We start from the raw sequence: 12,257 nt of genomic DNA, 5'->3' as shown, positions 1-12,257 counted from the left end.
GCTAACCGCTCTTCTTCACCCCGCGGTCGGCAGGTGCGTCATTGCGGGACAGGGTGTCCTTCTCCCCGTAGAGGCCCTCACGACGCGAGACACGTCCCACGCGCTGCGCGGTGACGGGGCTGGTGAGCATGGCGAAGAGGATGAGCAGGACGAGGATGCCCATGTCGCCGCGCATGGAGAAATCGAAATCCTCATGACCCAACATGCGGATCAGCGCACCAACCACCGTGAGGATCAGACCGGTGGTCTGTGGTTTGGTGATCGCATGCACCCTGGACATGGTATCCCGGAAGCGGACCAGACCGACCGCCGCGGAGAAGGACAGCACGGCACCGGTGAGGATGAAGATCAGCGAGATGATATCGGTGAACAACTGGATGGTCATATCAGGCACCATCCTTCTTTCTGAAGCGGGCGACCGCGACCGAACCCATGAAGCCCATCATCGCCACCACCATCATGGCGTTGCTGACGGTGGTATCCAGCGTCCAGCAGATGTAGGTGGCCAGTGAACACTGGATCATGGACACCATGCCGTCGAGACCGAGCAGACGGTCGATGGAGTTGGGGCCACTCATGATCTGGTACGACGTCAGGATGAAGGACGCACTGAACAAGATGGCCGCGATGGTGAGGATCGAGGTGTAGATTTCCGGACTCATCGATTCAGCCCCTTTCAAAGACGCGGATCAGGTTGCGCTCGAGTTCGGCAACATTCTCAATTTCATTCTCGATGGCCTGGGGGGAATGAGCATCGAGAATGTGGACGGTCCACATGCGGTTGGCGATGTCAATATCCGTCACCGCACCACCCGGCTGCAGGTTGTACAACACGGTGGCCAAGGACAACACCAGATCATTCTGCACACGCATCGGCACATTCAGGATGGCTGTCTTCGGGGGATCCTGCGGACGCAGCGCCAGCCAGGCGACCTTGACGGAGGCCTTGGCCAGGTCCCAGAACCATTTCAGGATCAGCATCACCAGTGCACCCCAGTGGATGCTCAGGTTGCTGATCGGCATGGCGGGCAGGGGCAGCAGCAGGACGATGCCGAGCGCCACGGCCAGGCCACCGAAGAGGTTCGCCCAGGAGATCTCCCCCATGAGCATGATCCACATCACCGTCAGCCACACCACGAAGAAGGGGCGGAAACGGCGTTTGAAACCGGCAATCATGAGGTGGCCTCCTCCGGGGTCGATACAGGGGTCGAGGTGATGGTTATCTCACCGGTGTTCTCCCGGTCAGGGGAGGAATTCCCGCCACCCAGCTCCGATTCCAACCGGGTGTCCAGGTCGTCGAGGTTCTGGTCGTAGCGTTCCATCTCCAGGGTGCGGTGCGGGTTCTGGTAGTTCGGACCCAGCACCGCGGTGCGGTAGATGTTGACATCCTGGGCGGATTCCGCCGCGCGGCCGGTGATCGCCGAGATGGGACCCGCGAGCACGGAGACCATGAGGGAGGCGATCACCAGCACGGAGGTGGAGGCGACCATGCCGACGGGCATGCGGCCTACATCGGAACGGTCGGTCACCGATACCTCATCCTGGACATCCACCAGGGGTGCCGGGCGGGCGATGGCGGTGGCCCCGTCCGGGGCGTCCTTGCGGTCGCGCCAGAAGGCCTTCGACCACACGAGCACCATGGTGTACAGGGTGAGCAGGGAGGTGATGATGGCACCGGCGATGAGCACCCAGGCCTGCCAGCTGCCATCCTGGGCACCCGCGTCCAGGAGGATGATCTTGCCCAGGAACCCGGAGAACGGCGGGATACCGCCCAGGTTGATCGCCGGGATGAAGTACAGGATGGCCAGCAGCGGGGAGATGTAGGCCAGGGAGCCCAGCCTGCGTAGCGATGACGAACCCGCCTGCCGTTCAATCAGGCCGACCACGAGGAACAGGGTGGTCTGCACCAGGATGTGGTGGATGGCGTAGAAGATGGCACCGGACAACCCTGCCGCGGACCCCAGGGCGACACCGAAGATCATGTAACCGATGTGGCTGACCAGCGTGAAGGACAATAATCGTTTCACATCGTTCTGCGCCATCGCGCCGAGGATACCCACGAGCATTGTCGCCAGCGCCACCCACATCAGCAGGCCGTCCAGGGACCCGTCGGTGAAGATCACCGAGCGTGCACGGATGATCGCGTACACACCGACCTTGGTCAGCAGACCCGCGAACACGGCCGTGACCAGCGACGGGGCGGTGGGGTAGGAGTCCGGCAGCCAGGAATCCAGGGGGAACACGGCCGCCTTGATGCCGAAGGCCACCAGCAGCACCGCGAAGATCGCGGCACGCGTGCCGGAGGGTATCTCCTCCATCCGCATGCCGATCTGCGCCATGTTGAGCGTACCCACGGAGGCATACACCAGGGCCAGACCGAACAGGAAGATCATGGAGGATGCCATGGACACCATCACGTAGCTCACGCCGGCGCGGACGCGGGCGGGGGAGGCCCCCAATGTCAGAAGAACATAGGAGGCGACGAGGAAGACCTCGAACCCGACATAGAGGTTGAAGAGGTCACCGGAGAGGAACGCCAGGTTCACACCCATCGACAGCAACAGGTAGGCGGGTATGAACACCGCGACCGGCTCGTCCTTGCCACCGTCGCGGATACCCTGACTGATGGCATAACCCATCACCGCGAACAGCACGATGGAGGACACCGTCAGCATGGACACCGACAGGCGGTCGGCGACCAGGGTGATGCCCACCGGGGCGTCCCAGCCACCGATCTGGAGGGTCTGGATGCCTTCGCTGTCCACCAGGTACAACATGGTGGCATTGAGGGCGATGAGGAAGGTCAACACCGTGAGGGTGACCGCACGCTGGGCCTGGACGTACTTGGACAGGATCAGCGTGAGCGCAGCCGCCACGGCCGGCAGGATGACCGGCATGGGCACCATGTAGGGCAGCAGCACCAGCAGGGAATCGTACAACTCGCTAGTCATCCTTCTCCCCCTTCAGTGGCTGCTCAAAGGACTCGGGGCCGAACTCGTCGCCCTCCGAGGTCATGCGGCCGGTCTCCGGATCATCGGAGGCATCGTGGTCGGGTGCGGCCGAGGCGATGCTGCGACGCACCGACAGTGCCACATCCTCCACGTCATCCTGGATGAAGTCCTCGGTGCGGTAGCGGTACTGGCGGTAGGCCAGGGACAGCATGAAGGCGGTGATCGCCATGGAGATCACGATGGCGGTGAGGATCATCGCCTGTGCGAGGGGGTCGGCGACGGTGTCGCCGTAGACCTCATTCTCACGGCCTTTCACCGGTGGGGCACCGGCGCCGCCACCGGAGATCAGCAGGAGCAGGTTGGCTCCGTTGCCGATGAGCATCAGCCCCATGATCATCTTGGTCATGGCGCGGTCCATGAGCATGTACACGCCCGCCGATATGAGGGTTCCCGCTGCCAGGAGCAGGAAGAGATTGGCTACCATCTACTGCTCCCTTCCGGTGGTGTCTGTGGTGCTTGTCGACGTTCCATCACTGATGTTTCGAGTCTCCGGTTCGGTTTCCAGGGCGACCGGCCGAACCGTGGGCAGGGGACGCGGCTCATTGGCCACGCTCCTTACCGCGGAGGTGGTCGAGGCCAGGGCGGCCTCGCGCCGTGCGCTGCGCGCCAGGCGGCGGGCACGGTCACGGGCACGTTGTTTACGCATGTCCTCATCGCGGTCGAGCTGACCGCCGAGGCTCTGCAGGATGTGCATCATCAATCCGATGACGATGAGGTAGACACCGAGATCGAACAGCAGGGCCGAGGCGATGGGAATATCCCCGATGAGTGGCACCGTGATGTCCCAGAAATGGGAGGTCAGCGGAGGTTCACCGAGCAGCATCGGCCACAGGATGGCCGTCGCGGAGGCGATCAGGCCGACGCCGAGGATACGGCTGGCGTCGACAGGCAGTGCCTCCTCCAGCTCGTCGCGCCCACCCGCGAGATAACGCAGCGCGAAGGCGAGGGCGGCGACTAGACCACCGGCGAAACCACCGCCGGGCGCGTTGTGGCCGACGAAGAAGAAGTACACCGACAGCATGATCATGGAGGGGAACAGGATGCGGGTGGCCACATCCACCATGAGGGACCGGTTCTGGGCCCGCTCGGTGTCTACCGGTGCCGCCAGCCAGCGACGACCCGTGGTGGCCAGGGTCGGGCGGCGGGAGTCACGGCGGAAACTGCGGTTGCGGTAGACCAGGGAGGCGATACCGATGGCGGCGATGACCAGCACGGAGATCTCACCGAAGGTATCGAAACCACGCAGGTCCACCAGCAGGACGTTGACGGTGTTGGCTCCATGCCCGACCTCATAGGCCAGGTCCTGCATGTAGATGGAGATCGGTGCCTGGGTGCGGGCGTTCATGGCGAAGACGGCGATTACCACGATGGAGAAGCCCACCGCGGCGGCCAGCCAGGCGCGGCGCCGGGCGTTCTTCGGTTCGGGTTTCCAACTGACCTCGGTGGGCATTTTGCGCAGCACCAGCATGAACACAACCATGAGGACGGTTTCCACGAGGGTCTGGGTGAGCGCCAGGTCGGGTGCGCCGTGCAGGGCGAAGATGATCGCCAGGCCATAACCTGTCACACCGACCATGATGAGTGCGGACAGACGGTTCTGCATCTGGGTGGCTACGATCGCCACCAGGACGATGACGAAGGCGACCACACCCTGGAAGGGGCTGTCCCACAGTTCCATGCGCACAGCACTGCGATCACCCATGATCAGGGCGACCATGGGCACCAGGGCGAGGACGAAGAAGATCACCGCGATGTTCAGCGTCAGGGAACCGCGCTGGGTGGAGGCGGTCAGACGCACCGACAGCACACGCAGGTAATCCAGGATTGCATCATAGGCGGTGTCCGCACTGCCGAACGCGGCTGTCTTCGGCTGCAGACGGTGGACCACCGGCAGCTTCCAGTAGAGGGCGATACCGACCACGATGATGATGGCGGATAGTGCCAGCGGCAGGTTGAAGCCATGCCACAGTGCCAAATAGGTCGGTTCACCCGGCGTGACATTATCCAGGTGGGTGACGATCGGGGCGGACAGCGGCGCAGGGAACAGGCCGAGGAGAACAGTCAACGAGGTCAGGATGAACGGTGCGATCCACAGCTTGAAGGCGACCGGGTGGGATTCCGCGACCGCGGTGGAGACACCGTTGTTCCTGGGGAAGAGCTGACGCTTGGTGGCAAACGCCCCGTAGAGGAAGTACAGGGAGTACGCCATGGTGAAGATGGAACCTAAGATGATGCCGGCGAGCATGAGGTTGCCCGGCATACCGCGCAGCATTCCCTCATAGAGCACCGAGTCGATGGCAGTCTCCTTGGCGATGAACCCGAACAGCGGCGGGATACCCGCCATGGATGCCGCGGAGATGGCCGCCAGGGCGAACATGAGCGGCTGCCTGCGCCACAGACCGGACAGCTGGTTGATGTCACGGGTGCCGGTGGTGTGGTCGATGGCACCGACCACCATGAACAGGGTTGCCTTGAACAGGGAGTGGCTGAAGGTCAGGGCCAGACCCGCCAGGAGGGCCTCACGGGTGCCGATGCCGGCCACCGAGATGATGAAGCCCAGCTGGGAGACGGTGCCGTAGGCGAGGATAAGTTTGAGGTCCTTCTGCCGCAGCGCCATCCACCCCGACATGATCATGGTGAAGATACCCAGCGGGAGGGTGATCAGGTACCAGGAGGACACCACATTGAAATCAGGGGCCAGGCGGGCAACCAGGTAGATACCCGCCTTCACCATCGCCGCGGAGTGCAGGTAGGCGGAGACGGGCGTCGGTGCCGCCATGGCGCCCGGGAGCCAGAAGTGCGTGGGGGCGATGGCGGACTTCGACAGCGCGCCGGCCAGGATCAGCAGTGCACCGATGGAGATATAGGGGACATCCGCCCAGTTGCCCTCGAAGGCGGGGACGTCGGAGAAGTACCAGACACCGGTCTGAACGCCGATGAGGATGATGCCCACCAGCATGGCCAGCCCACCGAGGGTGGTGACCATGAGGGCCTGACCGGCAGAGCGACGGGAGGAGGCACGTTCGCCGTAGTAACCGACCAGCAGGAACGACAGGACCGAGGTGATCTCCCAGAACACGTACATCAGGAGGATGTTGTCGGAGATCACCAGGCCGTACATGGCCATGGCGAAACCGACGAGCTGACCGCCGAACGCACTCAGGCGGCCGGGGTTGGAATCGAAATAACCCCAGCAGTAGAGCAGCACGAGTGCGCCCACACCCAGGATGATCAGGGAGAACAGGGCGGCGAGCGAATCAAGCCGCATCGTGATGTTCAGGTGGACAGACGGCATCCAGTCGTAGTGGAGGAGAAGTTCACCCCCATCCCGGAAGGTGCCCTGGATGAATTCGTAGGCCACCCAGAAGAAACCGGCCGCGGGTACCAGCGCCAGCAGGCCGAAGGCTGGCCGTCCCAGGGTCCGGATCAGGAGCGGGGCGAACACCGCGGCGGCAGTGAGTGCGAGAAAAAGTATCAGCACGCTATCTCAGTTCCCCTTTGGTCGCGCATGTGGACATGACTGGAATCACCCTCGCTGTTCACGACGCCCACATGCGTGCTGCCCCCAGCCAGCAATCGACCCGCGCAACAGGCGGGACCATCAACCGAGAAACACCCAAACCCTAGGCGGCGTCGCGAAGGGCGTGGTAATACAGGTGCAGTCTACCTATGTGCTGAAGCTGTTCCCAATGGAATTTCAATCATGACTGTATACATAGGGGGCTATTACGCGCTGTCGGTGGATGTTCCACCAGCTCACAGGGAGATGGCAGGGATCTGGGGAAAGTTCTGAAAAAATTCATCCCGGGGGTACACGGTGTGTACGCCCGGGATGGGGGTGGTCGGATTGTAGAGGGGTGTTATCCGTAGATCAGGTGCGCTGCGGAGCTCATGGCAGCAGCGGCAGACTGGTCTGCGGTGCCACCGAAGCCCATGGCCCAGGCGCGGCGGTTGTTGTTGCAGGCGTAGATGAAGGTGACTGTGGCCTCGAAGATGTCGAACTGGTGGAATTCGAGGATCTCGACGCGACGGCCGGCGTCTGCCAGCAGGTTGGTGCAGGCGGAGACGGGGCCGGTGGCCATGATCTCGGTCTCGGTGGAGATTCGCTCGCAGCCGGTGCCCTCGATCATGGTGGCGGTGTAGTGGTACATCCCGCCACGACGGGAATCGGACTCCAAGGTGCTGATGCGCAGGTTGCCGGTGGGGGCGTAGGTGTTGGTGAAGGTGCGCCATTCCATGCCGCGGGCCTCTTCGCGCAGTCCACGGGGGAGTTTAAAACCGAAACGGGCACGGAAGGGATCTTCGGCGTAGATGCGTGGCTCGGACTGGATCGGTTCGATGCCGGCGGGACGAGGGGTCTCGCGACGGTATTCGATGATGGTGGAGCGACGGGTGCTGCGGGTGGAGGTAGAGATAGACATGACACGGTCCTTTGCGTCTTTTAAAGAAAAGGTGCGGATCTCTTTTTGTGTATGAAAAAGATGTGGAGAAAAAGATCCTGTTAGGTGGAGGACCGACTCTTAAGCTTGATCTGGGGGTGTTAACGACTACTTCCCTGGTGCGGGGAGTCAGTCCTTATCCCGCAGCAGGGTACGTAGCCTCGGCTACTCGCTTAAGGTCAAAGATTGTTGTCATGCGGGCAATAGTAATCAGCGTCATAGAGCAGGGGCAAAATTGCTTTCCGCTATATGGAAAGACCACCCCCGCGAGGGGGTGGTTCGGTGGGGCGGTATTTATCTCCGTTCGGGGCTACTTTCCGTAGTTGAGCAGGAACAACGCCTCCGCGGTGGCAATATCCCTGATTTCCCGAGGATCAACCGATTCATCCGCAGAGTGGATGACGGACAACGGTTCCTCCACCCCATAGAGGGCGAGTTCCGCATCCGGATTGAGCTCCATCAGCTCGGTGCACAGGGGAATGGAGCCACCGGAGCCGACGGTGACGGTCTCCTTATTCTCATAGGCGGCGGACAGACACTGTGCGAGCGTGGACATCGCCGGCCCGCTGATATCGGTGGCAAAGGGCTGGTTGATGTCATCGATGACCACCTCCACCTTCACTCCCCACGGGGCGTGGTTAATGAGGTGCGCCTTCAGCTTCTCGGCCACCTCGATGGCGTCCTGGCCGGCGGGCACCCGCAGGTTGAGTTTCGCTGATGCTGTGGCGGGGACGGCATTGACTGCTTCCGCGACCGGGGTGGAGGTGAAGCCGGTGATGGTGATGGCCGGGCGCGCCCAGACTAGGTCGGCCGGGTTGTCGCCACCGCCCATGGTGTCCACGCCGTCGAGGATGCCGGCATCGGAGCGAAACTCCTCCGGATCGTAGGGCAGGCCCTCCCAGCGGGTGGTGGTGTCCACGCCGTCGATGACGGTGCGGCCGTGATCGTCGCGAAGCGTATCCAGGATGCGCACCAGCGCGGAGACGGCGTCCGGGGCAGCGCCGCCGTACTGGCCGGAGTGGACGGCCTGACGGAGCGTATCGACGGTCACCGTCACCTGCCCACCGCCACGCAGGGAGGTGGTCAGCGTGGGAACGCCCACGGCGGCATTGCCACTGTCCGCGATGAGGATGACATCGGCCTTGAACAGTTCAGGCTTCTCGTGGATGAGTGCGGACAGCGCGCCGCCGCCCATCTCCTCGGAACCCTCCACCACGGCGATGAGATTGAGGTCTGTTCCATTGAGTGCGTCCACCGCGCGGAGGGCGGCGAGGTGCATGACCAGGTTGCCCTTGCAGTCCGCGGCGCCCCGGCCGAACCAGCGCACACCGTTCTCGGTCTCACGCTCGGTGAGGGTGAAGGGATCGGTGGTCCACAGATCCAGAGGACCTGCCGGCACCACATCGAAATGGCTGTATAGAAGGACAGTCGGGGCGTTCTCCGCACCCTGGCGGGTGGCGACGAAGTTGGTCGTGCCATCCTCGGCGGGGTGTTCGCTGACCTCGAAGCCGGCCTCGGTGAGGGCCTGGCGGGTCCAGCTGGCTGCTGCGGCGTAATCATCGATCAATCCCGGTTCGCTGTGGACCGAGTTGAAGGAAACGATCTCCTTCAGGTCCGTGAAGATCCGCTCCCGCTGCTGCTCGATATTCTGCCTGATGTCCTGAACTTCGTGGAAGTGTGTCATGTCCATCCACCTTATATACAGCGCCTCGGCGGGGAGGGGCACAGTTCTCGTTCTGACCGAGATGGTGGGCGGATATTTTGGTGGGGTGGTGGGTGCGGATCTCTGGGAAATGTCTGGGAGAAATGCATCTGAGAATGCCCTCAGGTAGTTACTTTGCAGACAGCATTTTCTCAGAAATCTACAGGCGTGGGGCGGCCCAATCCTTAAGGGTAACTCGCCATTGGAATGAGTGCGGAATTTCGCCTATGTGACATATCTTTCCTTTTTATATAACCAGCTTAGGGCGGTGATTCGTGGCCACCAATGTGGTATCTCGACGGGCTGGCAACCCGTACCACGGTGCCCGACCTGCGGCGTTTCGTGCGCGCGGTGGTCCAGGCGGATGCCTACGGCATCTCGATCGCCGATGTGCTGCGGACCCAGGCTGATGAGATGCGCCTCAAACGCCGCCAGCGCGCCGAGGAGAAAGCCCAGAAACTTCCCGTGAAGGTGCTCGCTCCGGTGATGCTGTGCATCCTGCCGGTGTTGTTCATCGTGGTCATGGGTCCGGCTGCCATGAGCATTGTCGACGCCTTCTCCGGAATGTGATGGCGCGTCTACGAGTCTGTGGATCGTGCTGCTCACCGCCCTGCTCACGGCCGTGGCCGCCGCTCTGCTCTCCGGGCAGATCAGCCCCTTCGTCCCCGAACCGTCCCGGTGGGTGCGGGCCCGGTTCCACGTGGTGCTCGCCGCGGCACTGGGTGCAGGCGCTGCTCTGCTGGCCACGAATCCCGCCGAGCTGATCGGCCTGGCCGCCGCCGCAGTCGGATGCACCTTGCTCATGGTCATCGACCTGGCTGTCTGCCGGCTCCCCGACCGACTGGTCGCCGCGACCCTGCTGGCACTGGTCCTGGGGTTCCTCGCCTCCGCAGCGGTGGGAGGCACCTGGAACGACTGGGTGCGCGCCCTGCTCGCCGGCCTGGTCCTGCTCCTGGGCTATTTCGCCCTTGCATTCATCGCCCCCGCGGGTCTGGGGCTGGGGGACGTGAAATTCGCCGCCGTGGTGGGAGTGTTCCTCGGGTGGTTCAGCTGGCAGCATGTGGCCATCGGAACGTTGCTCGCCTTCGTACTCAATGTAGTCGTCGCCGTCGCGGTCCTGCTAACAAGATGTGGCAATCGGAAGACCGATATTCCCTTCGGCCCCTGGATGGTGGCCGGTGCCGTGCTCGCCGTCGTCCTGCTCTAACCGCGACCAATAGCCACAGTTATAAACGCTTGTGGCGAACACTGTGAATAAGGCCCTCCCAAAGCTTGCACTCGACATGGGCGAGTGCTAGAAAAGGATTAGCACTTACCTCGTATGAGTGCCAGCAAATGATCATGAACTACCTGACAGGTGAGGTTGGTCCACACTCACTAACCGTGCCGTCGCGGGCGCCTGCCGGGTAGTAGACGTGAGTGTCGTCCTATCACTAATGAGGAGCACAAACACATGGCAAAGATCATCGCTTTTGATGAAGAAGCACGCCGTGGCCTTGAGAAGGGCCTGAACACCCTAGCAGATGCCGTCAAGGTCACCCTCGGCCCGAAGGGTCGCAACGTTGTTCTGGAGAAGGCGTGGGGCGCCCCCACCATCACCAATGATGGTGTCACCATCGCTCGCGAGATTGAGCTTGAGGACCCGTACGAGAAGATCGGCGCAGAGCTGGTCAAGGAAGTCGCCAAGAAGACCGATGATGTCGCTGGCGACGGCACCACCACCGCCACCGTGCTGGCTCAGGCACTGGTGAAGGAGGGCCTGCGCAACGTAGCCGCCGGCTCCAACCCGATGGGCATCAAGCGTGGCATCGAGCAGGCTGTTGCCACCGTCACCGAGAAGCTGCTCGAGTCCGCCAAGGAGGTCGAGACCGAGGAGCAGATCGCTGCCACCGCAGGTATCTCCGCAGCTGACCCGGCCATCGGTGCTCAGATCGCCAAGGCCATGTATGCCGTCGGCGGCGGCAAGCTGAACAAGGATTCCGTCATCACCGTTGAGGAGTCCAACACCTTCGGCGTTGAGCTCGAGGTCACCGAGGGTATGCGCTTCGACAAGGGCTACATCTCCGGTTACTTCGCCACCGACATGGAGCGCCTCGAGGCTGTCCTGGAGGATCCGTACATCCTCCTGGTCTCCGGCAAGATCTCCAACATCAAGGATCTGCTCCCACTGCTGGAGAAGGTCATGCAGTCCGGCAAGCCACTGCTGATCATCGCCGAGGATGTCGAGGGCGAGGCTCTGTCCACCCTGGTCGTCAACAAGATCCGCGGCACCTTCAAGTCTGTCGCCGTCAAGGCACCGGGCTTCGGTGACCGTCGCAAGGCACAGCTGCAGGACATCGCCATCCTCACCGGTGGCCAGGTCATCTCCGAGGAGGTCGGCCTCTCCCTGGAGACCGCTGATCTGCCTCTGCTCGGCCAGGCACGCAAGGTTGTTGTCACCAAGGATGACACCACCATCGTTGATGGTGCAGGTTCCGAGGAGCAGATCGAGGGTCGCGTCAACCAGATCCGCGCCGAGATCGAGAACTCCGATTCCGACTACGACCGTGAGAAGCTCAACGAGCGTCTGGCCAAGCTGGCCGGCGGCGTCGCAGTGCTCAAGGTCGGTGCAGCCACCGAGGTCGAGCTCAAGGAGCGCAAGCACCGCATCGAGGATGCCGTGCGTAACGCGAAGGCAGCCGTTGAGGAGGGCATCGTCGCCGGCGGTGGCGTCGCCCTGATCCAGGCCGCCCACGTCCTGGACAACGATCTCGATCTGACCGGCGATGAGGCCACCGGTGTCCGCATCGTCCGCGACGCCCTGACCGCTCCGCTGAAGCAGATCGCCGCCAACGCTGGCCTCGAGCCCGGCGTTGTCGCCGACAAGGTCTCCCGCCTCCCTGAGGGCGAAGGCCTGAACGCCGCAACCGGTGAGTACGTCGACCTCATGGCCGCCGGCATCAACGACCCGGTCAAGGTCACCCGCTCCGCACTGCAGAACGCAGCCTCCATCGCTGCACTGTTCCTGACCACTGAGGCTGTCGTCGCCGACAAGCCACAGCCGGCAGGCGCTGCAATGCCGGGTGCTGATGAGATGGGTGGCATGGGCGGTTTCTAAGCCCCACC

The 12,257-nt window shown here is 62.8% G+C and carries 11 protein-coding genes; 3 read left to right on the top strand and 8 right to left on the bottom strand.

Features of this window, described 5'->3' with window-relative positions:
- Window position 1: 1 nt before the first annotated feature.
- From CE_RS12740 to CE_RS12705, 8 genes are all read right to left on the bottom strand, one after another.
- Window positions 2-385 (bottom strand): monovalent cation/H(+) antiporter subunit G, encoded by a 384-nt coding sequence (locus tag CE_RS12740; RefSeq protein WP_011075988.1) that lies wholly within the window; start codon window positions 383-385, stop codon window positions 2-4.
- Window position 386: 1 nt separating this feature from the next.
- Complete coding sequence (locus CE_RS12735; RefSeq protein ID WP_006769067.1) at window positions 387-662, bottom strand: monovalent cation/H+ antiporter complex subunit F; 276 nt, start codon at window positions 660-662, stop codon at window positions 387-389.
- 4 nt (window positions 663-666) lie between these two features.
- Entirely contained in the window at window positions 667-1,176 is a 510-nt protein-coding gene (locus CE_RS12730) for a Na+/H+ antiporter subunit E (protein WP_006769068.1), read from the bottom strand.
- Window positions 1,173-2,951: a Na+/H+ antiporter subunit D gene (locus CE_RS12725; RefSeq protein ID WP_006769069.1), complete on the bottom strand. Its 1,779-nt coding sequence runs from the start codon at window positions 2,949-2,951 to the stop codon at window positions 1,173-1,175. The genes CE_RS12730 and CE_RS12725 overlap by 4 nt, the downstream gene beginning before the upstream one ends.
- The gene (locus tag CE_RS12720) at window positions 2,944-3,435 is read right to left on the bottom strand and encodes a Na(+)/H(+) antiporter subunit C (protein ID WP_006769070.1); all 492 of its coding nucleotides are present in this window, start codon (window positions 3,433-3,435) and stop codon (window positions 2,944-2,946) included. The genes CE_RS12725 and CE_RS12720 overlap by 8 nt, the downstream gene beginning before the upstream one ends.
- The gene (locus tag CE_RS12715) at window positions 3,436-6,492 is read right to left on the bottom strand and encodes a Na+/H+ antiporter subunit A (RefSeq protein ID WP_006769071.1); all 3,057 of its coding nucleotides are present in this window, start codon (window positions 6,490-6,492) and stop codon (window positions 3,436-3,438) included.
- Window positions 6,493-6,871: 379 nt separating this feature from the next.
- On the bottom strand, window positions 6,872-7,432 hold the full coding sequence (locus CE_RS12710) for a hypothetical protein (protein ID WP_006769072.1): 561 nt from the start codon (window positions 7,430-7,432) through the stop codon (window positions 6,872-6,874).
- Window positions 7,433-7,760: 328 nt separating this feature from the next.
- A complete protein-coding gene (locus CE_RS12705; protein WP_035109317.1) occupies window positions 7,761-9,134 on the bottom strand; it encodes a dipeptidase in 1,374 nt (457 codons plus the stop codon).
- 303 nt (window positions 9,135-9,437) lie between these two features.
- Here CE_RS12705 and CE_RS12700 point away from each other — a divergent pair, with 303 nt between their 5' ends.
- The 3 genes from CE_RS12700 to groL all read left to right on the top strand — a co-directional run bounded on the left by CE_RS12700 (window position 9,438) and on the right by groL (window position 12,249).
- Window positions 9,438-9,722, top strand: coding sequence for a type II secretion system F family protein (locus tag CE_RS12700; RefSeq protein WP_006769074.1), 285 nt, complete (start codon window positions 9,438-9,440; stop codon window positions 9,720-9,722).
- 25 nt (window positions 9,723-9,747) lie between these two features.
- Window positions 9,748-10,359 (top strand): prepilin peptidase, encoded by a 612-nt coding sequence (locus CE_RS12695; protein ID WP_006769075.1) that lies wholly within the window; start codon window positions 9,748-9,750, stop codon window positions 10,357-10,359.
- Between the two features lie 246 nt (window positions 10,360-10,605).
- A complete protein-coding gene (gene groL / locus CE_RS12690) occupies window positions 10,606-12,249 on the top strand; it encodes a chaperonin GroEL (RefSeq protein WP_006769076.1) in 1,644 nt (547 codons plus the stop codon).
- Window positions 12,250-12,257: the final 8 nt, after the last annotated feature.

The sequence above is a fragment of the Corynebacterium efficiens YS-314 genome (assembly GCF_000011305.1).
GTDB lineage: Bacteria > Actinomycetota > Actinomycetes > Mycobacteriales > Mycobacteriaceae > Corynebacterium > Corynebacterium efficiens.
The sequence above is the reverse complement of the archived record's forward strand: the minus strand, read 5'-3'. Positions and strand labels throughout refer to the sequence as shown.

What these genes read in the sequence shown, in the direction of transcription:
- CE_RS12740 (WP_011075988.1), bottom strand. Translation starts at nt 385, where the DNA reads ATGACCATCCAGTTGTTCACCGATATCATCTCGCTGATCTTCATCCTC.
- CE_RS12725 (WP_006769069.1), bottom strand. Translation starts at nt 2,951, where the DNA reads ATGACTAGCGAGTTGTACGATTCCCTGCTGGTGCTGCTGCCCTACATG.
- CE_RS12710 (WP_006769072.1), bottom strand. Translation starts at nt 7,432, where the DNA reads ATGTCTATCTCTACCTCCACCCGCAGCACCCGTCGCTCCACCATCATC.
- CE_RS12735 (WP_006769067.1), bottom strand. Translation starts at nt 662, where the DNA reads ATGAGTCCGGAAATCTACACCTCGATCCTCACCATCGCGGCCATCTTG.
- CE_RS12700 (WP_006769074.1), top strand. Translation starts at nt 9,438, where the DNA reads ATGTGGTATCTCGACGGGCTGGCAACCCGTACCACGGTGCCCGACCTG.
- CE_RS12705 (WP_035109317.1), bottom strand. Translation starts at nt 9,134, where the DNA reads ATGACACACTTCCACGAAGTTCAGGACATCAGGCAGAATATCGAGCAG.
- CE_RS12720 (WP_006769070.1), bottom strand. Translation starts at nt 3,435, where the DNA reads ATGGTAGCCAATCTCTTCCTGCTCCTGGCAGCGGGAACCCTCATATCG.
- groL (WP_006769076.1), top strand. Translation starts at nt 10,606, where the DNA reads ATGGCAAAGATCATCGCTTTTGATGAAGAAGCACGCCGTGGCCTTGAG.
- CE_RS12730 (WP_006769068.1), bottom strand. Translation starts at nt 1,176, where the DNA reads ATGATTGCCGGTTTCAAACGCCGTTTCCGCCCCTTCTTCGTGGTGTGG.